19 protein-coding genes are annotated in these 21,141 nt (G+C 63.1%); 9 read left to right on the top strand and 10 right to left on the bottom strand.

Going from position 1 to position 21,141, the window contains the following annotated elements; translation table 11 throughout:
* Nucleotides 1-138 precede the first annotated feature (138 nt).
* Nucleotides 139-1,167, bottom strand: coding sequence for an extracellular solute-binding protein (locus tag MPZ60_RS02105; protein WP_034353197.1), 1,029 nt, complete (start codon nucleotides 1,165-1,167; stop codon nucleotides 139-141).
* Between the two features lie 286 nt (nucleotides 1,168-1,453).
* Here MPZ60_RS02105 and MPZ60_RS02100 point away from each other — a divergent pair, with 286 nt between their 5' ends.
* The 3 genes from MPZ60_RS02100 to MPZ60_RS02090 all read left to right on the top strand — a co-directional run bounded on the left by MPZ60_RS02100 (nucleotide 1,454) and on the right by MPZ60_RS02090 (nucleotide 3,718).
* The gene (locus tag MPZ60_RS02100; protein ID WP_034353078.1) at nucleotides 1,454-2,131 is read left to right on the top strand and encodes a histidine phosphatase family protein; all 678 of its coding nucleotides are present in this window, start codon (nucleotides 1,454-1,456) and stop codon (nucleotides 2,129-2,131) included.
* 48 nt (nucleotides 2,132-2,179) lie between these two features.
* Nucleotides 2,180-2,629, top strand: a complete 450-nt coding sequence (locus tag MPZ60_RS02095) for a hypothetical protein (RefSeq protein WP_034353074.1) — start codon at nucleotides 2,180-2,182, stop codon at nucleotides 2,627-2,629.
* Nucleotides 2,630-2,731: 102 nt separating this feature from the next.
* Nucleotides 2,732-3,718, top strand: a complete 987-nt coding sequence (locus tag MPZ60_RS02090; protein ID WP_034353070.1) for a tripartite tricarboxylate transporter substrate binding protein — start codon at nucleotides 2,732-2,734, stop codon at nucleotides 3,716-3,718.
* A 105-nt stretch (nucleotides 3,719-3,823) separates the two neighbouring features.
* Here MPZ60_RS02090 and MPZ60_RS02085 read toward each other — a convergent pair whose 3' ends face one another.
* Nucleotides 3,824-4,699 (bottom strand): creatininase family protein, encoded by an 876-nt coding sequence (locus MPZ60_RS02085; RefSeq protein WP_034353067.1) that lies wholly within the window; start codon nucleotides 4,697-4,699, stop codon nucleotides 3,824-3,826.
* Nucleotides 4,700-4,795: 96 nt separating this feature from the next.
* Between MPZ60_RS02085 and MPZ60_RS02080 the strand changes: the two genes are divergently transcribed.
* Nucleotides 4,796-6,436 carry an MATE family efflux transporter gene (locus MPZ60_RS02080; RefSeq protein WP_052057581.1) on the top strand — a complete coding sequence of 547 codons (1,641 nt, stop codon included), beginning with the start codon at nucleotides 4,796-4,798 and terminating at the stop codon, nucleotides 6,434-6,436.
* On the opposite strand, the gene MPZ60_RS02075 is transcribed toward MPZ60_RS02080, so the two are convergent.
* Nucleotides 6,423-7,397 (bottom strand): tripartite tricarboxylate transporter substrate binding protein, encoded by a 975-nt coding sequence (locus MPZ60_RS02075; protein WP_034353061.1) that lies wholly within the window; start codon nucleotides 7,395-7,397, stop codon nucleotides 6,423-6,425. The genes MPZ60_RS02080 and MPZ60_RS02075 overlap by 14 nt on opposite strands.
* Before the next feature lie 204 nt (nucleotides 7,398-7,601).
* On the opposite strand from MPZ60_RS02075, the gene MPZ60_RS02070 reads away from it, so the two are divergent.
* The gene (locus MPZ60_RS02070; RefSeq protein ID WP_034353058.1) at nucleotides 7,602-9,890 is read left to right on the top strand and encodes a protein-disulfide reductase DsbD; all 2,289 of its coding nucleotides are present in this window, start codon (nucleotides 7,602-7,604) and stop codon (nucleotides 9,888-9,890) included.
* A 30-nt stretch (nucleotides 9,891-9,920) separates the two neighbouring features.
* Here the strand turns inward: MPZ60_RS02070 and MPZ60_RS02065 are convergent, their stop codons facing one another.
* Nucleotides 9,921-10,307 (bottom strand): VOC family protein, encoded by a 387-nt coding sequence (locus MPZ60_RS02065; protein WP_012836833.1) that lies wholly within the window; start codon nucleotides 10,305-10,307, stop codon nucleotides 9,921-9,923.
* A 313-nt stretch (nucleotides 10,308-10,620) separates the two neighbouring features.
* Here MPZ60_RS02065 and MPZ60_RS02060 point away from each other — a divergent pair, with 313 nt between their 5' ends.
* Nucleotides 10,621-11,136 (top strand): hypothetical protein, encoded by a 516-nt coding sequence (locus MPZ60_RS02060; protein ID WP_034353055.1) that lies wholly within the window; start codon nucleotides 10,621-10,623, stop codon nucleotides 11,134-11,136.
* A 62-nt stretch (nucleotides 11,137-11,198) separates the two neighbouring features.
* Here MPZ60_RS02060 and MPZ60_RS02055 read toward each other — a convergent pair whose 3' ends face one another.
* The gene (locus MPZ60_RS02055; RefSeq protein WP_052057580.1) at nucleotides 11,199-12,065 is read right to left on the bottom strand and encodes a GNAT family N-acetyltransferase; all 867 of its coding nucleotides are present in this window, start codon (nucleotides 12,063-12,065) and stop codon (nucleotides 11,199-11,201) included.
* A 216-nt stretch (nucleotides 12,066-12,281) separates the two neighbouring features.
* On the opposite strand from MPZ60_RS02055, the gene hemE reads away from it, so the two are divergent.
* The 3 genes from hemE (at nucleotide 12,282) to MPZ60_RS02040 (ending at nucleotide 17,575) form a co-directional block, all read left to right on the top strand.
* Nucleotides 12,282-13,397 (top strand): uroporphyrinogen decarboxylase, encoded by a 1,116-nt coding sequence (gene hemE, locus MPZ60_RS02050; RefSeq protein ID WP_034353190.1) that lies wholly within the window; start codon nucleotides 12,282-12,284, stop codon nucleotides 13,395-13,397.
* A 659-nt stretch (nucleotides 13,398-14,056) separates the two neighbouring features.
* On the top strand, nucleotides 14,057-16,258 hold the full coding sequence (priA, locus tag MPZ60_RS02045; protein ID WP_034353052.1) for a primosomal protein N': 2,202 nt from the start codon (nucleotides 14,057-14,059) through the stop codon (nucleotides 16,256-16,258).
* Nucleotides 16,259-16,453: 195 nt separating this feature from the next.
* Nucleotides 16,454-17,575: an asparaginase gene (locus MPZ60_RS02040; RefSeq protein ID WP_045840183.1), complete on the top strand. Its 1,122-nt coding sequence runs from the start codon at nucleotides 16,454-16,456 to the stop codon at nucleotides 17,573-17,575.
* Between the two features lie 190 nt (nucleotides 17,576-17,765).
* Here the strand turns inward: MPZ60_RS02040 and MPZ60_RS02035 are convergent, their stop codons facing one another.
* The 5 genes from MPZ60_RS02035 to MPZ60_RS02015 all read right to left on the bottom strand — a co-directional run bounded on the left by MPZ60_RS02035 (nucleotide 17,766) and on the right by MPZ60_RS02015 (nucleotide 21,037).
* Nucleotides 17,766-18,716: an AEC family transporter gene (locus MPZ60_RS02035; protein ID WP_034353185.1), complete on the bottom strand. Its 951-nt coding sequence runs from the start codon at nucleotides 18,714-18,716 to the stop codon at nucleotides 17,766-17,768.
* A 127-nt stretch (nucleotides 18,717-18,843) separates the two neighbouring features.
* A complete protein-coding gene (locus MPZ60_RS02030) occupies nucleotides 18,844-19,203 on the bottom strand; it encodes a hypothetical protein (RefSeq protein WP_003065585.1) in 360 nt (119 codons plus the stop codon).
* An 84-nt stretch (nucleotides 19,204-19,287) separates the two neighbouring features.
* Nucleotides 19,288-19,689: a roadblock/LC7 domain-containing protein gene (locus tag MPZ60_RS02025; RefSeq protein WP_034353049.1), complete on the bottom strand. Its 402-nt coding sequence runs from the start codon at nucleotides 19,687-19,689 to the stop codon at nucleotides 19,288-19,290.
* The gene (locus MPZ60_RS02020; protein ID WP_034353045.1) at nucleotides 19,686-20,252 is read right to left on the bottom strand and encodes an ATP/GTP-binding protein; all 567 of its coding nucleotides are present in this window, start codon (nucleotides 20,250-20,252) and stop codon (nucleotides 19,686-19,688) included. The genes MPZ60_RS02025 and MPZ60_RS02020 overlap by 4 nt, the downstream gene beginning before the upstream one ends.
* A complete protein-coding gene (locus MPZ60_RS02015; RefSeq protein WP_187771844.1) occupies nucleotides 20,249-21,037 on the bottom strand; it encodes a hypothetical protein in 789 nt (262 codons plus the stop codon). Before MPZ60_RS02015 ends, MPZ60_RS02020 begins: the two co-directional genes overlap by 4 nt.
* Nucleotides 21,038-21,141 lie beyond the last annotated feature (104 nt).

The following is a 21,141-nucleotide window of genomic DNA, read 5'->3' as shown; positions in this document are numbered from 1 at the left end:
AATCAAAAAGGAAACGGCCCTTGGACAGGCATGCTCCATCAAAGGAACACCGAGCAAGAGCCGCCTCGCAGCGAAGGTGTTGTCCCCCTCCCGCGAAGCGAGAGAGGGGGAAGGCGCATCAGCGCCTCAGGGGGCTACTTATTTATCAAATCCCACCTTGTCGACCAGCACGCTGGCAGCCTTGCGGTGCTTGGCAATCTCTGTCAGCGGCAGCGGATCGATCTTGATCTCGCCAATGCTCTGGGCCACCACGGGGTCCAGCGCCACGCCCTTGCGCACAGGGTGCTCGTAGTTGGCCTGGGCGTACATATTCTGAGCCGGTTCGGAGACCAGGAACTCCAGCAACTTCACGGCCTGATCGCGGTTGGGCGCGTGCTTGGCCACCGAGGCGCCGCTGATATTGATATGCGTGCCGCTCTTGGGATCGTTGAAAGTAGGCTTGACGACCTTGATGGCATCGCCCCACTTGCGTGCGTCCGTACCTTCCTTGGCCGCCTTCATATGGCCCACGTAATAGGTGTTGGCCAGGCCCACATCGCAGATGCCGCCCAGAATGTCACGCGCCACGTCGCGGTCGCCACCGGTGGCCTTGCGCGCCAGATTGGCCTTGACGCCCTTGAGCCACTGCTCGGTCTTGGCTTCGCCGTCATGGGCGATCATGGCGGCGATCAGCGCCGTGTTGTAGGGGTGCTGGCCGGCACGGCTGCAGACCTTGCCCTTGAACTGGGGCTTGGCCAGGTCTTCATAGCGGAAGGCGCCGATCTTCATGTCCTTTTCGGCATACAGCACGCGGGCCCGCATGGACAGCGCAAACCACTGGTTGTCTGCGGCACGCAACTGGGCAGGAATGGCGGCTTCCAGAGTGCTGGACTTGACTGGCTGGGTCACGCCACCGTCCACCAGATCCAGCAGATTGCCGATATCCACCGTCATCAGCACGTCGGCGGGCGAGCGCTGGCCTTCAGCCTTGACGCGCTCCAGCAGGCCGTCCTTGACGAAGACCGTCTTCACGCCGATCTTGGTCTGCGCCGTGAAGGCAGCCAGCAAGGGCTGGATCAGAGCCGGTTCACGGGTGGTATAGAGCGTGATGTCCTCGGCGTGGGCGGACAGCGCAGGGGCGCACAGGCTGGCAACGGCGGCCAGTGCAAACAGGGGTCGTCGAAACATGGAGGGCTCCAGATGGTGAACAGGCATAAAAAAACACGCTCCGCCTCGAAACCGACAAGCCTCCTGCCAGCCAAGTGCAAGAGATCCGTGAACCAGTACCGAAAGCGGAGCGTATTTTTTATGTTTTTGAGAATCGCTCTCAACTATCTTAACCGAGCAGCACACCCTGTCCGTGCGCCAATCCTGACGACGGTTGCGGAAATGCCCGCCCGTGCGCTGTCGCACAAGCGCCAGCAGGTCGCAGGCATGACAGCGCCGCAAGCGGGCAAGGCCCAACATCCGCGCCATGGGAAACCTCTACCTTGTGCGCCATGGCCAGGCCTCGTTTGGCGCGGATGATTACGACCAGCTCAGCCCACGCGGCCAGGAACAGGCGGTGCGTCTGGGTGAATACTGGCGTGAGCGAGGTCTGAAGTTCGACGCCGTCTATGCAGGCACGCTCAAGCGCCATCAACAGACGCTGGCCGGGATAGTCCAGGGCCTTGGCAGCGCTTCAGGCCTTGAGGTACAAAGCCGGTCCGGACTCAACGAGTACGACAGCGAAGCCCTGCTGCGCGCCATCCACCCTGCCCCTCTGCCCAGGCCCGATACGCCCGAGCTGTACCGTCATCATTTCCGCCTGCTGTGCGACGCGCTGGCGCAATGGATGGGAGGCACCATCAGCCCGGTCGGCATGCCTGACTGGAACGGTTTTGCGGATGGAGTGCACCAGGTGCTTGAGGAGATACGCCACCAGCACAGCGGCCAGAACGTGCTGCTGGTCAGCAGCGGCGGCCCCATCTCCGCGGCCGTGGGCCAGGTGCTTGGAACCGCGCCCGAGGTGACCATTGCCCTCAATATGCGGCTGCGCAATATTGCCGTGACGGAGTTCAGCATCAGCCCCAAGCGCTTGATGCTGCAAAGCTTCAACACACTCAGCCATCTCGATAGCGCCGAATACAGAAGCTGGATCACCAGCGCCTGATCCCCCTCATGCCTGGAGCCGGCCAACGCAAAGTGCTACAAAACCGGCATGGACTCCATCTTTCTCAGTCTTGGCGATACGGCGCTGACGCTTGACATAGGCGCGCAGCAGCACCGCCTGCCCATAGGCATTGCCACCCTGGTCAAGGCTTTCGGCCAGCGCATGCCCAATGCGCTGATGTTGGAAAACGCGATTGCCGATGTGGAGGATGCTGTCATGCCGGCAGGACGCTGGCTGCCTGCAGGTGCCAGCATGCTGCAAACGGCAGACCCGCTGCTGCGGCAATTGATACACAGTGCCACAGCCGACCCGCAAGCCATACAGGCCTCGCGCGAGGCGATCGAGAATATGTTCGAGTTGCTGGCACGCCAGGCCCAGCAGCCCGGCCATGCCGACCCGCAGCTGCCGCAGACCGCTGAACATGCGGCGGCCCTGCTGATATTGCGCGAGGTCATGCATCACTGGGGGCTGACTGCCCTGCAAGCAAGCGGTAACTAGCCATACCTGTGCGGCATAGCAGACAGAACGCTTTGCGGCTGCCTCCGGGCATCTTTCGGCGGCACACTCTCTGGATAAAAAGTTTCAGACAGAAGGACAAGCATGAAACGCCGCAGTTTTACCCAATCCCTGATCAGTGCCGCAGCGGGGGCTGCCCTGCTGAGCGGATTAGCCACCACCGCCCAGGCCGAAGGCCTTTCCAACCGCCCCATCCGCATCGTCGTACCCTTTGGTGCCGGCGGCGTGGCCGATGTGACGGCCCGTGTGGTGGCGCAGCAGCTGTCCACCCAGCTCGGCCAGCCCGTGGTCATAGACAACAAGCCCAGCGCGGGCGGTATCGTGGCGGCCGACACCGTGGCCAAGGCTGCGCCCGACGGACATACGCTGTTTCTCATGTCCAACGGCAGCGCCGTCACGGTGAATCTGTTCAACAGTCTGCCCTTCGACATGGTCAAGGACCTGACGCCCATCTCCACGCTGGGCTACTTTGACATTGGCGTCATCACCGATGCCAAGTCGCCCTTCAAGAACCTGGGCGAGCTGGTGAGCTATGCCAAGGCCAATCCCGGCAAGCTGAATCTGGGCAGCATCAATGTGGGCAGCACCCAGCACCTGGCGGCCGAGCTGTTCAAGACCACGGCCGGCATCGATGCGCAGATCGTGCCCTTCAACGGCACGCCCGCCGTGGTGACGGCGCTGCGCGGCAAGCAGATCGATGCGGCCGTGGAAATTCTCACGCCCATCATGGGCCAGATCAATTCCAAGGCCGTGAACCTGCTCGCGGTGACGGGCGAGAAGCGCTCGCCACTGCTGCCCAATGTGCCCACGGCCCAGGAATCCGGCGTCAAGGGCTTTGTGGCCTCGTCCTGGAATGCGCTGGCTGCGCCCTCCAAGACACCAGCCCCCGTGATCGCGCGTCTGAACAAGGAAATCAACGCCGCCGTCAACAACCCCGAGGTCGCCAAGAAGCTGCGCGAACTGAATGTGCAGGCCCAGGCCAGCACCCCCGAGCAGACCGCCAAGCTGCTGCAGTCGGAAATCAAGCGCTGGGGCGATGTCATCACCACGGCCAAGATTCCGAAACAGTGATACTGATAGCTATGCTTTCAGTAGCTTATAGCGATTGATAGCATTGATTTTCAATACAAAACAGCCTGCAAATGCAGGCTGTTCTTGCGTAAAAAGCTCCTGAATTCAAAGCGGCTGTGGTTGATTTCCCACCGTGCTCAGGGGAAGGTCATGAATTTCGCCCAGCAACCTGACCAGGCCCTGAGCCGATGAACGCACCATGGCCGCGCCACGCTCGGCCGTCGCGGCGGCGGAGTTGCCCACGGCTCCGGCCGGGTTGTAGTCCTCGATGGCCCAGCCCAGCTTGGCGCTGCGGCCATTGCCGATGAAGTGGTATTTGCCGGCCCGCTGCTCAGAGCTGGAAGCGAAGTTCTGCGCACGCTCCATATGCACGGTCTCGGGCGCCAGGTGCAGCAGCATCGAGGTCTCCACTTCGCCGCCGTGAATGCCGAAGCGATGCTCATGCGCGCAGAACTGCTGGTTGGCCGCATCGTCCACCAGCCCGAACCAGCTGGCGCTGTAGACCAGCAGGCCATGCCGGATGCGCAGCTCGCGCGCAACGATGTCCATCACGCTGACCTGGCCACCATGACCGTTGAGCAGCAGCAGCTTCCTGATGCCGGCGCGCGCCACGCAGGCGCCCAGCTCCGTCCACAGAGCAATCAGCGTGGCCGGCTGCAGGCTCAAGGTGCCCGCATAGTGCGTATGCTCGACCGAAAAGCCGATGTTCTGCGGCGGCAGAAACAGCACCGGCAGCTCGGCGGGCAGTTGCGCCAGAGCGGCATCGATGACGCCCTCTATCAGGCTGGCATCCACCGACAGCGGCAGATGCGGCCCATGCTGCTCCACCGCCGCCACGGGCAGCACGGCCACGGTGTCTGCGGCCAGGCCATTGTTCTGGGCCAGGGCAAAGTCATGGGCCGATGCCTGGGCCCAGAAGCGTGACGGCCAGCGGGGAAGCGCGCTTGCGGGAGTGGTCGGGGTATTGCTCATGGCCATCATCGTAGCTGCGCCAGCGCCCCAAAACCACCTCCTGCCCCGGATTCCGGGCCCACCGCCCGTCAACCGCAACCGGCCGACATGCCCCACAATGGGCCGATGCCTGAAGCCTCCGCCAGCGCCCCGCGCCAGAGTGCGCGCACCGCCAACTCCAAGCCCCAGACACGCGACCTGACCCAGGGCCCGATTGCCAGCACCTTGCTGGTCTTTGCCCTGCCGATCCTGGCCGGCAATGTGCTGCAGTCGCTCAACGGCTCGGTCAATGCCATCTGGGTCGGCGGTCACCTGGGCGAGGCCGCGCTGACGGCCACCGCCAATGCCAACAACGTGATGTTTGCGCTGATCGGCGCGGTGTTCGGCATCAGCATGGCGACCAATATCCTGATTGCCCAGAGCATGGGGTCGAAAAACATCGCGCAAGCCAAACGTGTGCTTGGCACCAGCGCGACGTTTTTTGGTGTTGTCTCGCTGCTGATTGCCCTGCTGGGCTGGCCGCTGTCGCGCCATCTCATGCTGTGGATGAGCACACCCGAAGCAGCGCTGCCGCTGGCCGAGGCTTATCTCAAAGTCATCTTTCTGGCCATTCCGCTGCTGTTCATGTTCAGCTTTGTGACGGCGGCCCTGCGCGGCGCGGGAGATACCAGAACGCCGTTCTGGTTTCTGCTCGTCGTCGTGGCGCTGGACATGGCCCTCAACCCGCTGCTGATCTTTGGCTGGGGCCCCGTGCCGCGCATGGGTATCCAGGGCTCGGCCGTGGCCACGCTGATTGCCAATGCCGTGAGCTTTTTTGCCCTGCTGGGATGGCTGCGCCTGCGCCGCCATCCCTTGTGGATAGGTCGCCGGCAGCTGGGACTGTTCAAGCCCGATCTGACGATTGTGCGCACTCTGGTGGTCAAGGGCCTGCCCATGGGCGTGCAGATCGTGATGATCTCGCTGGCCATGATCGCCATGATTTCCATGGTCAACGAGCATGGCGTGCAGACGGCATCCGCCTATAGCGCAGCGCTGCAACTGTGGACCTATGTGCAGATGCCGGCCATGGCCATAGGCGCGGCCTGTTCGTCCATGGCGGCGCAGAACGTGGGGGCGGGCCTCTGGCAGCGTGTCAGCGCCACGGCCAATGCAGGCATGCTGGGCAACCTCTTGATGACGGGCAGCCTGATCGTCCTCATCGTGCTGCTGGACCGCCATGTGCTGGGCTGGTTTCTGCCAAGCGGCAGCCCCTCGCTGGAGGTGGCCCGCCATCTCAACCACATTGCCATAGGCTCCTTCCTCTTCTTCGGCGTGACCTTTGTGCTGGCCGGAGTGGTGCGCTCCACGGGGGCCGTGATGGCGCCGGTGCTCATCCTGGCAATTGTCATGTGGGGCATACGCGTGCCCGTGGCGCGCTGGCTGCAACCCGTGATGGGCGTGGATGCCATCTGGTGGAGTTTTCCCATCAGCTCCGTCTGCTCCATGCTGATGATGCTGGCCTACTACCGCTGGGGCCACTGGCGCCAGGCGCATATGCTGCCGGCTGCAGCCCAGGCCCCGGCACAGCCCGCAAGGACGAAGGCGCAGGCCCAGACGGCAGAGGAACTCCAAGCACAGGCCCCCGTGGACAGCGATGCGCTGATGGCCAGTGCCGAGCCTTGCAAGCGCATCGCCATCCCAGCCGAGGTGGGCGGGCAGCCGCCCAGCTCCGTCGCCAACCTGGCCGCGGAGGCCGGATCTGCTTCGCGCGAAGCTAGCCCAGGGTGATGCCTGTTTCCTTGACGATGCGCTTCCAGCGCTCGTGGTCGGCGGCAATGAGCCGACCGAACTCCTGGGGCGTGCTGCGCCGCGGCATGTAGTTGTAGCCGGCAAGCCTGGCCAGCACATCAGGCATCTGCATGATCTTGTCCATCTGCTGGGCCAGATAGCCCACGATGTCCTGAGGCGTACCCTTGGGAGCTAGCAGCCCCGACCAGGAATTGAAATCCATGCCCGCTATGCCCAGCTCGCGCAGCGTGGGCAGCTGCGCAAAGGTCGGTACACGCTGGGGCAGCAGCACGGCCAGGGCCTTGACCTTGCCTGCGCGAATCATCTCCACCGAGGTGAAGGAGTCGAACGAAAAGTCCACCTCGCCCGCCACCACGGCCTGCATCTGCGGGCCCGTGCCCTTGTACTGGGCATTCACGATGCCCGGTGCCTCGATCACTTTCTTGAACTGCTCGGTGATCAGCGAAATCATGCTGCTGCCCGAGGAGGCGCTCAGCGGCTTGCCCTGCTTGGCCATGGCCGTCAGCTCCTGCATGCTGTTGACGGGCAGGTCCTTGCGCGCAATCACCACAAAGCCCACATCGCATAGATGGCTGATGGGCTCGAAGCTGGCCAGCGCCTCGTAGCTGGTCTTGTAGAGCACTGGGCTCAGGGTCTGCGCTCCCGCCGTGTTCATCAGCAAGGTATAGCCGTCGGGTGCTGCGCGGGCCGCCAGCTCGGAGCCTATGACGCCGTTGGCGCCACTCTTGTTGTCGACCACGAAGGACTGGCCCGCAAGTTCGCCCAGCTTCTGCATGGTCAGCCGGGCCACGACGTCGGTGGTGCCACCGGCCGGAAACGGCACGATGACTCGTACCGGCTTGTCCGGATAGCCGGGCGCAGCGGCCGCATGCCAGGGCAGCGCGGTGGCAGCACAGGCAGTCGAGGTGGCAAGAAAGCGGCGGCGTGAGGTATTCACCATAATGCTGGTCTCCTGTAATTGCCCGGCAACGGACTCCTGCGACCGGCTCCGGCTGCGGGCTGTTTGAGCCTTGCAGGCCGAGCCATGATGGAGTCCGCCCGCGCCTTCTGTCCAATACCATGCGCCTATGCAAGCATTGGTTTTGCCAATCGGCCGCCCCGTGCAGGGAACCAAAAACACCGCTACAGACTCCCACCGTCCGCCATGTCTTCTCAAGCCCTTTCCCTGACCACCGGACCCCGCCGCCTCTCGCAGCGCCTTTCACTCTGGCTGATGCTGGCGCTGGCCGTCTGGGCCTGTGCTTTTGCCACCGGCGCTGGCGCGCAGATCCTGCTCAAAAATGCGGCTTCGGGTGCCGCCACCGTGCAGACGCCGCGCGTGCAGGCCGAGCTGGTGGCCCAGGCCCCCGAGGGCATCGCCGCCGGGCAGGTCTTCTGGCTGGGGTTGAAGATCAGCCATCAACCCGAATGGCATACCTATTGGAAAAATGCTGGCGATTCGGGCCTACCCACCGTGCTGCAGTGGCAACTGCCCCCGGGCCTGGAGGCCGGCCCCATCGCCTGGCCGCTGCCTCATGCGCTGCGCGTGGGACCCCTGGTCAACTATGGCTATGAGGACACGGTGCTGCTGCCCGTGCCCATCAAGGTCGCTGCCGACTTCAAGGCACCGGCCTCCGGCGTAGTGGATCTGGGCCTGGCCGCCGAATGGCTGGTCTGCCGCGTGGAATGCATTCCCGAGTCCGGCAACTTCCAGTTGCAGATCCCCGTTCAGGGCAGCAGCGCCCCTCACAGCCAGGCCTTTGTGCAGGCACAGGCCGGCCAGCCCCAGGCGCTGAGCCAGGGCGGTCAGGCCCTTGTTGAGTCCGGCAAGGCCGAAGGCACGAACCTGCCCGACGACCGAGTGACGCTGCGCATACCCGGACTGCCGGCCAGCCTCAAGGGCAAGACACTGGAGTTCTATCCCGAGAACGCCGACACCTTCAAACATGCCGCAGAGTCAGGCAAGGACTGGAAGCAGCACTGGGACGGAGAGGTCTGGGTGGGCGAGAACATGCCGCTGTCCGATATGCGCGGCGAAACTGCGGCGCAACTGGCCGTGGTGCTGGCCCTGCCGCCTGCTGAGCGCGCTGCCGCGCTGGAGCGCGGCGAAAGCGCTGGCTGGCACAGCGAACTGGCCGTGCAGGGCCGATGGAGCGCCCCCGCACTGGCTGGCGTATCGCCGGCCCTGGCAGCGGCGCTGGAGGCCAACAAGACCGCTTCACAGCCCGTACCGGCAGGCAATACGGCCAGTGCAGGCAGCCTCTGGGCGGCCCTGCTGGGCGGCCTGATCGGCGGCCTGATCCTCAATCTCATGCCCTGTGTGTTTCCCGTACTGGCCATCAAGGTGCTGGGCTTTGCGGGCCATGGCCAGAACCGCCAGGCCCAGAGGCTGGGCGGGCTGGCATATACCGCAGGCGTGGTGCTGTCCTTTGTGGCACTCGGCGCACTGCTGCTGGGCCTGCGCGCGGCCGGCCAGCAGCTGGGCTGGGGCTTCCAGCTGCAGTCGCCCGTGGTCGTGTCGCTGCTGGCGGCGCTGTTCACCGTGCTGGGGCTGAATCTGGCCGGACTGTTCGAGTTCGGCAGCCTGCTGCCCAGCAGCATTGCCAGCGCCCAGGCGCGCAACCCGGTGCTGGACTCCTTTCTCTCCGGCGTGCTGGCCGTGGCGATTGCCTCGCCCTGCACGGCGCCCTTCATGGGGGCCTCGCTGGGCTTTGCCATCGATATGCCTGCGGCGCAGGCACTGACAGTGTTTGCCGCACTCGGCGTCGGCATGGCCCTGCCCTATCTGCTGGCCAGCTTCGTGCCTGCCGTCGTGGGCTGGCTGCCGCGGCCCGGCCCCTGGATGCAGACCTTCCGCCACGCCATGGCTTTCCCCATGTTTGCCACCGTGGTCTGGCTGGTCTGGGTGCTGGGCCATCAGGGCGGCATGGATGCCGCTGCGGCCCTGCTGGCCCTGCTGCTGGTGCTGGCCGCGCTGATTTGGGCCCTGGGCCTGCGCGGCAAGAGCCGCATCAGCCTCGGCGCTCTCGCCCTGCTGCTGGCCGCTGGCGTGGCCTATTACGCCCTGCCACTGATCAAGGCCGAGCCTGCGGGCCAGGCTCAAACACAGGCCGGCGAACTCTGGCAACCCTGGTCGGCAGACAAGGTTCAGTCTGCCCATGCCTCGGGCCAGCCGGTGTTTGTGGACTTCACGGCCGCTTGGTGCGTGACCTGCCAGGTCAACAAGCGCACCACGCTGAGCAATGCCGAGGTGCTTGCGGCCTTTGCGCAGCACCAGGTGCAGCTGCTGCGCGCCGACTGGACGCGCCAGGACCCGGCCATCACCCAGGCACTGCAATCGCTGGGGCGCAGCGGCGTCCCCGTCTACGTGCTGTACCTGCCCGGCAAGCAGCCTGTGGTGCTGAGCGAGCTGCTCTCCAAAAGCGAGGTGCTTGACGCACTCAAACAGATCTAGGCCATTACCGCGCACAGAGCATGACGCAATTCAGGCTGGCGCCACTTCCTCGTGCAGGCAGAGGTAGTTACCCTCAGTGTCCTTGAACCAGGCGGCTTTCTCGGACCCCAGCACGCAGACATGGTTGACGGTCTTGAAGTCGGGGAAGTCGTAGTCCTCAAACACCACACCTCGGCTTTTCAGTTCCCGAATGCTGGCAGCGATATCGGGCACCCGAAAGCTGATGGCCGTGTGCTCGGCCTTGGTGCCGCCAGGCTTTGGAAACAGGGCCAGCGCACTGCCGCCAACCAGGTAGACAAACTTTCCATCGGGCCGCAGCTCTCCTGGCTGCAGACCCAGGCTTTCTTCGTAGAAAGCACGAGCACGCGCCATATCCATCACCGGCAGCATCGTCGTCACAGCAGAATGGCTCAGCATAAGAACTCCTTTGCCCGGCGCTGCGGGGTCATGGCCCTGAGTCGAGCAGACCAAGCTTAGCCCCAGGGGTGAGCAGATGCCAGCCCCGGCAAGCTCAATGAACCTGGCGCAATCAACTTTACGACTGTGCACATCGGCCTCGCCTTGGAGTGGAGCGCGACTTCAAGCAGGCGCATAGTGCCTATGGCACAAACCAGGCAAAAGCTCTAGACTGGAACTGCCCACAAGCCAGGCGCAACCGCAGTTTCCAGCCCTTGCCAGCCTTGCACGCGTTGACCACTGCGGACTGCCTGAACTGCACAGGAGGTAAGCCATGCATGCCAACCTTATCCACCAGCCGTCTCACAAACGTCTTTGCCTGTTGCGTGCACTGGCGCTGGCCAGTCTGGCAATCGCCGGTCTGGCCCTGCCTTTTGCCTGGGACATCCTGGCCAGCATCAACAGCATGCCCAAGATGCACTGGTTGCAACAGGCACTGGCGCAGGCTCCTGCCTTCAGTTGGCTGATGATGTTTGTCTGGGGCGGAGCCATACCGTTGGTCTTGCTCAAGAACATGGACCAGACGCCGTCACACAAGCTTCGCACCACGGTGGTGATGCTGATCCTGATGTGGATCGCCGTCACCTGGTATGTGCACATGCCGGCCAGCAATCAGTGCAGCGCGCTTTATGGGTCCTGGGATTGGGCCTGCTCGGTTCTGCAATGGGGCTACAGCATGAGTCTGGTGCTGTCCATTGCAGCCTATGCCTTCCTCATGCTGGGCCTGATGGTTACGGCGCTGGGCCTGTTTGCCGAAGGCCTGGAAGATGAGCCCGGCCACGCGGCATGACCCGTCCCGCCATCAAAAAAGCCTGTGGCATGGCCACAGGCTTTTTGCTTTCTGCCCTCGCCTCAGGCCTTCATGCGCCCGAACAGTCGACGGTAGCGAGAGGGTAGATCCTGCATACGCATCATGATGGGCAGATCGGCCGTATTGAAGTCGCTGTCCCAGGCCGGCGCCCCCAGCACCTTGGCACCGGCACGCAGATAGCCCTGGATCAGCGCTGGCGGCTCGACCTTCAACGCATCTGCCGAGACATTGCTGATATGCGCCAACTCCTCGGGCAGGGCTACTCGGGGGCGCACCTGCAACTCGGGCTCGGCCAGATGGCTCTGGCGCAGTTGCTGCCAGATGCGTGCCGGACCTTCGCCATGGGCCAGGCCCGGGTACTGCATGGGAATGCTGGCGCAGCCCACCATGGCCTCGAGCCGGTTGCGCTGCATGAATTCGGCCAACGCCCCCCAGAGCGCCAGAATCACGCCGCCCTGGCGATGCTCCGCATGCACGCAGCTGCGCCCCAGCTCGACCATCTGCGCCCGCCAGGCGTTGATGGGCGAGAGATCGAACTCCTGATCGCTGTACAAACCGCCTGCACGCTGGGCCTGGGCGGGGGTCAGCAGACGGTAGGTGCCGATCACCTTGTTCTGCTCTTCATCGCAGACCATCAGATGCTCGCAGAAATCGTCAAAGACATCGATGTCATGACCTGCCACGGGCGTCTGCAGCACAGCACCCATTTCTTCAGCAAAGATCTGGTAGCGCAGGCGCTGGGCCTGGCGAACCTCGTCCAGATGCCGGGCCCAGCGCACCTGCAGGCGCAAAGCGGGCGCTGCAGCGTGTGCGGGACTAGCGGGACGATGGGAAAGCGAGGGAGCCGATGACTGTGTCGTCGCGATGCTCTGGCCATTCAGCGCATCAAGAATCTCGGGATGCCTCATGTCTGCTTTCCTCCGGTGTTGGACGCAGTTGGCGGCCTGCCTGTGCCACACGGTGTGTCTGCGTGGCGCCATTGTGGAAAACGCAGATGAAGCCTGCGCGACATTTGGATGACGTTTTCGTGACAAGGCCTTGCAACAGCTATACCTGCACAGAGAGCTGAATTGCCGCTCGGGATTGTGGTGAATGGGAAAGCCGGAGTGGGCGACAATCGGCATATGAGTTTCGCCCCCCTGACCAATGACACCTTCCTGCGCGCATGCCGTCGCCAGGCTACTGACTACACGCCCCTGTGGCTGATGCGCCAGGCGGGACGCTACCTGCCCGAGTACAAGGCCACCCGCGCCAAGGCCGGCAGCTTCATGGGCCTGGCCACCAATGTGGACTACGCCACCGAGGTGACCCTGCAGCCGCTGGATCGCTTCCCGCTGGACGCCGCCATTCTGTTCAGCGACATCCTGACCGTGCCCGACGCCATGGGCCTGGGCCTGTCGTTCGCCGAAGGCGAAGGTCCGCGCTTTGCCAAGGTCGTGCGCGACGAGGCCGCCGTGGCCGAGCTGGCCGTGCCCGACATGGACAAGCTGCGCTATGTGTTTGACGCCGTCACCAATATCCGCAAGGTGCTCAATGGCCGTGTGCCGCTGATCGGCTTCTCGGGCAGCCCCTGGACTCTGGCCTGCTATATGACCGAGGGCAAGGGCAGCGATGACTACCGCACCGTCAAGTCGCTGATGTACTCGCGCCCCGACCTGATGCACCGCATCCTGGAAGTCAACGCCGACAGCGTGGCTGCCTACCTGAACGCCCAGATCGATGCCGGCGCCCAGGCCGTGATGATTTTTGACAGCTGGGGCGGCGTGCTGGCCGACGGTGCTTTCCAGGAATTCAGCCTGGCCTATACCAAGCGCGTGCTGGCTCAGCTCAAACGCACCGGTGTGGACGGCAGCGATGTGCCCCGCATCGTCTTCACCAAGGGCGGTGGCATCTGGCTGCCCGACATGAAGGACATCGACTGCGAAGTGCTGGGTCTGGACTGGACGGCCAATCTGGGCAAGGCGCGCGCCATTGTGGGCGGCGAGGTCGGCGGCCCCGGCAAGGCGCTGCAGGGCAATATCGACCCGAACGTGCTGTTTGCCGCACCCGAGCAGGTCGCCGCCCAGGCGCGTGCCGTGCTGGACAGCTTTGGCAAGCCTCATACCGACAAGAGCACCACCGGCCCCACCCACATCTTCAATCTGGGTCACGGCATCAGCCAGTTCACCCCGCCCGAACATGTGGCCGCGCTGGTCGAAGCTGTGCACAGCCACTCGCGCCTGCTGCGCACAAAGGACTGACTCCCCCTGCAACAAGTGCCTTCCCAGGCATTTGTTGCAGAACAACGGGCCTCAATCACCCGATAAAATCAAATGGTTATTGAGCGACAATTGCCGGTCTGAGATGCAGCAAAGCGGCAGCAAATCATTGATTTCAAATCACTAAATCTCAGACCCTGAAAAACTCGGCGCCAGCAGTGCTTGGCGCTTTTTTATTTTTTCATCCACCTTGGCATCGATTGACGGAAGTTATCCACATATGGATGCTTCAAGATAACTGCATACCTCATGGCTGCTGGCTCTAGTGCTATTTTTTGAGAAGTTAAGGACTTTGCACAGCGGTTTGGAAGCATTTAGGTTTAGGGAGCTTCTCGGTTGACAGTGACTCGCCGCCTGATTTATGCACAGATATGGCGAGGCAGACTCCCTGCCAACACTCTGCCAAAGCAAGCTCCTCATCGCCTCATGAACACATATAAGTCTTTGTTTTAAATAAATTAATTATTCAACCACTCCGCCATCCTGCCGGCTTGCAAGCACGAACAGGACTTGCTCAGGCCTTTCGCGCACATTGTTTCTCACAAAGTTATCCACAGAACGCAAAGCCTTTGCAGGCCTCAAAATCTGCTATAGCTCTGAGGAACTGCGGCCTCTGCAGCGCCTTCCCCCGATCCAACTCCATGTCCCATATCGTTTACGTTGCCGTCCAGACCCCTGCCCACAGCGCCGTAGGTGATCTGTTGAGCTACGTTAGCGATGCATGGCTGGAGCCCGGCAGCTTGGCGCGCGTTCCTCTGGGAAAAAGAGAGTTGTTGGGTGTGGTCTGGGATACGCCCGCCGCCCCCGAAGCCATTCCAGACGGGGTGGAACTGCGCAGCATTGCCGGCCTGCTGCAGGGCATAGAACCGCTGAACCAGGCCTGGCGACGGCTGGTGGCTTTTGCCGCGCACTATTACCAGCGCAGCTTGGGCGAGATCGCCGTCACCGCCTTGCCGCCTCAGTTGCGCGATATGTCGCCCGAACAGCTGGCACGGCGGCTGGCTCCGCCCAAGACAGCCAAGCCGCCAGCCGGCAAGCGCAAGAAGGTACAAGCCGCTGAAGCAGCACAAGCGAGCTCCGAGACGATGGCTCACACACCGGACGCCAGCAGCGCAACGCCTCTGCTCGCCCTCAGTGCCGAACAATCGGAGGTCTTCGAGCAAATTGAGCAAAACCCCGGCCCGTTCCTGCTCCACGGCAGCACTGGCAGCGGCAAGACCGAGGTTTATCTGCGTGCAGTGCAAGCCGTGCTGGATGCCAACCCGGAGGCTCAAGCCCTGGTGATGGTGCCCGAGATCAACCTCACGCCTCAGCTGGAAGAGCGATTTGTCGCCCGCTTCGTGCCTCAGTACGGCAAGGACGCCGTAGTCAGCATGCACAGCGGCATGACCAACCCGCAGCGTCTCAAAAGCTGGCTGGCCGCTCACACGGGCCGCGCCCGCATCGTGCTGGGTACGCGCATGGCTATTTTTGCCAGCGTGCCGCAACTGGCGCTGATCGTAGTCGACGAGGAACATGACGCCAGCTACAAGCAGCAGGAGGGCGCACGCTATTCGGCACGCGATCTGGCCATCTGGCGCGGGCGCGATACCGGCGCCAAGGTCATTCTGGGCAGCGCCACACCGTCGCTGGAGAGCTGGCATGCCTCGGAACCCGATGTCGGCCGCTACCTGCGCCTGCATATGCCCAGCCGTATCGGCGCGGCCGGCTCAGGCACGCCCGGATCAGGCACGGCCAGCCTTCCCAGGGTGAGAATGGTGGACATGGGCCAGCAACCCAAACGCGCCGTGTTCTCGCCGCCGCTGATCGAGGCCATCACCGAGCGCGTCAAACGCGGCGAGCAAAGCCTGATTCTGCTCAACCGCCGCGGCTTTGCCCCCGTGCTGTTCTGCGCCGACTGCAACTGGAAGAGTGACTGCCCCCATTGCAGCGCTCACCAGGTCTTTCACAAGGGCGACCGCACGCTGCGCTGCCACCACTGCGGCTTTACCCAGCGTGTGCCGTTTGCCTGCCCCAGTTGCGGCAACCCCGACATCCTGCCGCTTGGCAAAGGCACGGAGCAATTGCAGGAAGAGCTGGAGCGGCTGCTGCGCAATGTGCAGCGCCCCGACGGCAATCCGGCCCGCGTGGCGCGCATCGACGCCGACACCACCAAGGCCAAGGGCAGCCTGGAGCAGCAGTTGGCCCAGGTTCATGCCGGCGATGTGGATGTGCTGGTAGGCACCCAGATGGTGGCCAAGGGCCATGACTTTCGGCGCATCACGCTGGTGGCGGCCGTGCAACCCGACAGCGCGCTGTACTCCAGCGACTATCGCGCCCCGGAGCGGCTGTTCTGCCTGCTGATGCAGGCCGCCGGGCGTGCCGGGCGCGACGCGCAATATGTGCAGGCACAGGGCAGCCATCCAGAGATGTGGATCCAGAGCCACGACCCGCAAAACGCCGTCTACACCGCACTGCGCAAGCATGACTACCCGGCGTTCGCCAGGCAGCAACTCAAGGAACGGCTGGATGCCGGCATGCCGCCCTATGCCTTTCAGGCCATAGTCCGGGCCGATGCACGCACCCAGGAAGCTGCCCAGGCTTTTCTGAATGCCGCCACCCAGGTCGCCAGAGAGGCCAAGCTGCCTTATCTGGACGAAGTGTTCATCTACCCGCCCATCCCCATGGCGGTGCAGCGCGTGGCCAATGTGGAGCGCGCCCAGATGCTGCTGGAAGCCGGCAACCGCAGCGCCCTGCTGCGCTTTCTCAATGCCTGGCAGCAGTATCTGCACTGGCTGCGCACGCTGCCCGAGCACAGGCCGCTGGTGCGCTGGCTGGTGGATGTGGATCCGCTCAGCATCTAAAGTCGTCTGAAATTTAAGGTTTTTAGCTCTTTAGCCCTTTACCCATAAGCGCTGACAGCTATCAATTTATATAAACCGCAGGCGCTTGGCAAATCCATCGGGATTTGCGCGAATGGGCAAGCCGGCATGGCTATTGCATGGTGTGAGGCTCGGCTCCACAAGAGGCCGTTTCATTCAATCACGGAGCACTACTTCATGCAAAAACAAGTCTTCCGCCAGAGCTTGCTGGCCGCCACCATCGCCGTTCTGGGCATTCTGTCCGTCCCCGGCGCAGCTCTGGCTCAGGATGCATCGCCTGCGGCCGCGCAGGCGGCCAAGGCGCAGACAGCCAAGCCCAATGTGGTGGTGCTGGCCACGGGCGGCACGATTGCGGGTGCCGGTGCCTCGACCGTCAACAGCGCCACCTACACGGCCGCCAAGGTACCTGTGGACAAGTTGCTGGCCGGCCTGCCCGAGCTGGCCCAGATCGCCAATGTGCGCGGCGAGCAGGTGTTCCAGATCGCTTCCGAGAGCTTCACCAACGACAATCTGCTGACCCTGGCCAAGCGCGTCTCGCAACTGGCCAAGCAGTCAGATGTGGACGGCATCGTCATCACCCACGGCACGGACACGCTGGCCGAGACGGCCTACTTCCTGAGCCTGACCGTGCACACCGACAAGCCCATTGCCGTGGTCGGCAGCATGCGTCCGGGCACGGCCCTGTCCGCCGATGGCGCACTGAACCTGGTCAATGCCGTCAGCGTGGCAGGCTCCAAGGACGCCAGGGGCAAGGGCGTCTTCGTCACCATGAATGACGAGATCAACACCGCCCGCGATGTGAACAAGGACATCAACATCCAGACTGGTGCCTTCAAGAGCCAGTGGGGTCCGCTGGGCATGGTGGTCGAGGGCAAGAACTACTGGTTCCGCGCGCCCGTCAAGCGCCACACCATGAACTCCGAGTTCAATATCGACAACATCGACAAGCTGCCTCAGGTGGACATCGTCTATGCCTACGGCAGCGTTCAGCCCACGGCCGTAAATGCCCTGGTCGATGCCGGCGCCAAGGCCATCGTCCATGCCGGCACCGGCAATGGCTCGGTGGCCGACCGCATGGTCAAGCCGCTGCAGGATGCACGCGGCAAGGGCGTGCTCATCGTGCGTTCGGCACGCGTGCCCTACGGCTTTGTGCTGCGCAATGCCGAACAGCCCGACGACAAGTACGACTGGGTGGTCGCCCACGACATGCGCCCCGAAAAAGCACGCCTGCTGACCATGCTGGCGCTGACCAAGGGCGCCAACACCAAGGAACTGCAGCGGATGTTCTGGGAGTATTGAACACTCCCCCTGAGGCGCTTCGCGCCTTCCCCCTCTCTCTTCGGGAGGGGGACGACACCTTCGGTGCGGGGCGGCGGGGCCGCCTAGGCCCTTCCTCGGTGTCTCTTTGTTGGGGTGTGCTTGTTTGCGGTTTTTAGCCAAAACAGCGGTTTGCGCAGGCTGGTCTTGCGCAAGCCGCTCTTGTTTTTGATCAGGTCATTAGCGCCACGGCGGCGGAGAAGCTGAGGAAGGCCAGGCTGGTCGATACCAGGATGATGCGCGCCACGCGGCCGCCGTGGGCGCCGTAGCGCTCGGTCAGCAGCGACACATTGCTGGCGGACGGCAGGGCTGCCAGCAGCACCAGCACCACCAGGGTTTCGTGCTGAAGCCCCAGTCCCATGGAGATCGCGGCCTGTCCGACGGCCCAGACCAGCAAGGGATGGACGACAAGCTTGGCCAGTGCGATCGGCACATAGTCGCGCACGGCGACGCGTTCGTGGCTGTTCATCTGCGAGCGGGCCAACACGGCGCCTATGGTGAACAAAGCCACCGGCGAAGCCGCTGCGGCCAGCATGGCCACGGTCTTGTCCACCGGGCCGGGCAATACCCAACCCATGGCAGAGGCCAGGCCGCCCAGCAGAATCGACCAGGGCATGGGATTGGACGCCATGCCCTTGAGCGAATTGCGCACTGCCAGCCAGATTCCTTGCCCTCCCGCCAGATCGAGCCGCGACAGCGCAATGCAGGCCGAGGTGGTGATGACCATGTCGATGGCCATGGTCACGATCACCGGCCCCGCGCTCTGCGCGCCCAGCAGCGCCGCCAGCATGGGAACGCCCATGAAGCCGGTGTTGGGGAAAGCAGCGACCAGTGCACCGAATGCGGCATCGTTCCAGCCCAGGCGTGCGCGTGTCAGCAGCACGGTCGTGCCCACCATCAGCGCCGCACAGAGCAGATAGACCAGGGTGACGTTGATGTCGAGCAGCTGATGAATCGGTGTTTGCGCACCAAAGCGGTACAGCATGCAGGGCAGCGCGAAGTACAGCACAAAGGCATTGAGGCCGGGGATCGCTGCCTGGGGCAGGATGCCGCGCCATGTGGCGGCAAAGCCGCAAGCCACCAGGGCAAAGAAGGGAAAGGTGATGAGTAGAACGGACAACACGCACAAATTGTGACAGCGCCCGACTCCAACCCCCTCACGGCCTGCGATGAAAATTTTTCAGTGCAGACCTACCCAAAAACAAAGCCTGCGCAAGGCAGGCTGCCGTGACGGATACAAGGACAGCACATCAGAGCTTGAGTTCCTTTTCCACATCTGCAGTCTTGCGGCGCGCCAGCGCCAGGTTGGCACGAGCCTTGTCCAGCACCAGATAAAAGAACACGCCGTCATTGGCGGCCACGGGACGAATGATGTGATATTGCTTGCCCAGAGTGATCAATATGTCGTCGATCTGGTCGTTGAGATTGAGCATGCGCATGGTCTTGATCTTGGCACGCACGACCTCGGTGTTGCCGGCCGCGGCCAGCTCCATGTCCACGCCGCCGCCGACGCTGCCCATCAGCATGCCGCTTGCGCTGTCCACGAGAGCGCCACAGACAGCACCGTCTGCGGTCATCAGAGCGTTCAGAGAATCCTGGATAGAGGCCATAAATCCACCTTTTGAAAAGCAAGACAAGGAACTCGTGCGACGGATGCGCACCCACTCAGACTCAGAACTCCAGTGAACCTGTGATCAAGAGGGCAGGTACCCTGTGGCAACCTCACCGGCCGCCCAGAGCGCGCGACCCAACAAGGCGTTCTGATCCACCACCAGACAGAGAACGGCCGGGAAGGAGCCGTTCACCGCCTGGAAGACCACCGTGCCCGACTCCGTCTCGAAGGTCAGGCGCTTGCAATCCCTGTGTCCGATCTCATTGGCCACAGCCTTGGCCATGGCCATGAGCGAGCCTGCCATGGCCGACAGTCGTTCGGTCGGCAGATCGCTGCGAATGCGCAGCGCTGAAATCTCGAAACCGTCAGGGGTACAGAGCAAGGCGATGTGGACGCCCGCCACCGGGGAAACCACGCGCGCCAGGATTTCCTGACCTGCCTCCACGGCATGTGGCGGAATCACGAGGGAGTTATGGGTCTTCATAGAGTCTGACTTTGCAAGGACAGCAGCGATGCCAGCACGCTCAGGGCATCCAGCATCTGCTGGCGATCACGTGGATCAGCCTCAACAAGCGGGGTGAGGTCATGGCCTTTGGCGACCAGGGCGGAGCTGAATGCCTCCAGCCTTGCTCCGCTGGCGGGACGGCAACTGAGAATGACCATCAAAGGTGCCTGGTCCAGCTCTGCGATCCCCGTCAGCATCTCGCAGGCGTAGTCCACCGCGCCCGCATCGTTGACGTCCACCATCAGCAGCGCTCCCACCGATGCAGAAAGCACCCAGCGGCGCACGAAATCGAATCGATCCTGACCGGGGCTGCCTACCAGCTGCAGTCGCTCGCCAGAGCCCAGGTCGATCTCGCCAAACTCCGCCCCTACCGTGGTGAACTCCTTGCTGTGCGTCGCCTTGTCCAGGTTGCGCACATCGCTGCCTGCCATGAATTCCCCGCACAGGCTGCGCAGCGCCGTGGTCTTGCCCACGCCCATGGGCCCCAGCAGACTCACCCGCAGCAGGCCCTGGCCGGGCTGCATGGGCATGAAAGATGTCATGTACGTCCTCCACGGGTAATCCAGCCCGTCAGCTTGCTGAGCCATTGACGCGTCACGGATGCGGCTGGCTGCTTCTGGGTAATTGATTTCTGCGCAGCGGAGGGATCCCCGGAGCCGCGCAGACTACAGCTCAGGACTGCCTGAATCTGAGGCAGGGACAGCAGGGTCGATAGTTGCGACATCTCAATGCCGGCGTGCTCGGCCAGCGATCTGGCATTGATAGGCCCACGCGCGAGCAGCGCCAGCGCACGCATGTTCTGCGCGCTGTTGGCGCTGCCAGGCAAAGCAACCCAGGATTTGATTTGAAACCAATGCGTACAGTCGACTCCCTGCGACTGAAGCTCTTGCAAGGCACGCAGCAGCGACAAGGGCTCACCTGCCCTGTGCCGAGCTCTCCAGTCCATGAGGAAAACCGCGGCACGGTCGAGCATGTCGATCAGGTCGGACAACGTGAAGTCCACATCAAGATGTACTGCCCAGCCCTGGGAAGAACGCCCCAGCGGCTGCATGGCCGGCTCGCCGCCGAGATAGACCACGCAAGGAGCTCTCGCCTCGGCCCTGGCCAGCAGGCTCTCCAGTCCTTCGATCACCAGCACTTCTGCCGCATGGCGCGGAACCTGACGCCAGCCGGAAAGCGACTTGCGCGCGGCCACGGCGAACAGCGCTTCAAAGCGCTGCTGCACGGCAGGCGTCCAAAGTTCTGCGGCCAAGCTCACTTCACCGATGGTTCTCGCCATGCACAACACCCTGAGGGTTGAGGAAAAGGCAATGAATCCCTCAACCATCGAAAATTCGCTGGCGCTGTCGGGATCAAGGCCGGACACGATGCAATCTTCACGCTACACAACTAACACCTTATTACAACAATTATTCAAGTAACACGGGGGCG

Source organism: Comamonas sp. 7D-2, from assembly GCF_022749555.1.
GTDB lineage: Bacteria > Pseudomonadota > Gammaproteobacteria > Burkholderiales > Burkholderiaceae_C > Comamonas > Comamonas thiooxydans.
The sequence above is the reverse complement of the archived record's forward strand: the minus strand, read 5'-3'. Positions and strand labels throughout refer to the sequence as shown.

Coding starts and splice junctions, on each gene's coding strand:
- MPZ60_RS02070 (WP_034353058.1), top strand. CDS start 7,602: ATGTCTTCTCAAGCCCTTTCCCTGACCACCGGACCCCGCCGCCTCTCG.
- MPZ60_RS02095 (WP_034353074.1), top strand. CDS start 2,180: ATGGACTCCATCTTTCTCAGTCTTGGCGATACGGCGCTGACGCTTGAC.
- MPZ60_RS02025 (WP_034353049.1), bottom strand. CDS start 19,689: ATGAAGACCCATAACTCCCTCGTGATTCCGCCACATGCCGTGGAGGCA.
- MPZ60_RS02080 (WP_052057581.1), top strand. CDS start 4,796: ATGCCTGAAGCCTCCGCCAGCGCCCCGCGCCAGAGTGCGCGCACCGCC.
- MPZ60_RS02040 (WP_045840183.1), top strand. CDS start 16,454: ATGCAAAAACAAGTCTTCCGCCAGAGCTTGCTGGCCGCCACCATCGCC.
- MPZ60_RS02055 (WP_052057580.1), bottom strand. CDS start 12,065: ATGAGGCATCCCGAGATTCTTGATGCGCTGAATGGCCAGAGCATCGCG.
- hemE (WP_034353190.1), top strand. CDS start 12,282: ATGAGTTTCGCCCCCCTGACCAATGACACCTTCCTGCGCGCATGCCGT.
- MPZ60_RS02090 (WP_034353070.1), top strand. CDS start 2,732: ATGAAACGCCGCAGTTTTACCCAATCCCTGATCAGTGCCGCAGCGGGG.
- MPZ60_RS02085 (WP_034353067.1), bottom strand. CDS start 4,699: ATGATGGCCATGAGCAATACCCCGACCACTCCCGCAAGCGCGCTTCCC.
- MPZ60_RS02065 (WP_012836833.1), bottom strand. CDS start 10,307: ATGCTGAGCCATTCTGCTGTGACGACGATGCTGCCGGTGATGGATATG.
- MPZ60_RS02075 (WP_034353061.1), bottom strand. CDS start 7,397: ATGGTGAATACCTCACGCCGCCGCTTTCTTGCCACCTCGACTGCCTGT.
- MPZ60_RS02030 (WP_003065585.1), bottom strand. CDS start 19,203: ATGGCCTCTATCCAGGATTCTCTGAACGCTCTGATGACCGCAGACGGT.
- MPZ60_RS02015 (WP_187771844.1), bottom strand. CDS start 21,037: ATGGTTGAGGGATTCATTGCCTTTTCCTCAACCCTCAGGGTGTTGTGC.
- priA (WP_034353052.1), top strand. CDS start 14,057: ATGTCCCATATCGTTTACGTTGCCGTCCAGACCCCTGCCCACAGCGCC.
- MPZ60_RS02100 (WP_034353078.1), top strand. CDS start 1,454: ATGGGAAACCTCTACCTTGTGCGCCATGGCCAGGCCTCGTTTGGCGCG.
- MPZ60_RS02105 (WP_034353197.1), bottom strand. CDS start 1,167: ATGTTTCGACGACCCCTGTTTGCACTGGCCGCCGTTGCCAGCCTGTGC.
- MPZ60_RS02060 (WP_034353055.1), top strand. CDS start 10,621: ATGCATGCCAACCTTATCCACCAGCCGTCTCACAAACGTCTTTGCCTG.
- MPZ60_RS02020 (WP_034353045.1), bottom strand. CDS start 20,252: ATGACATCTTTCATGCCCATGCAGCCCGGCCAGGGCCTGCTGCGGGTG.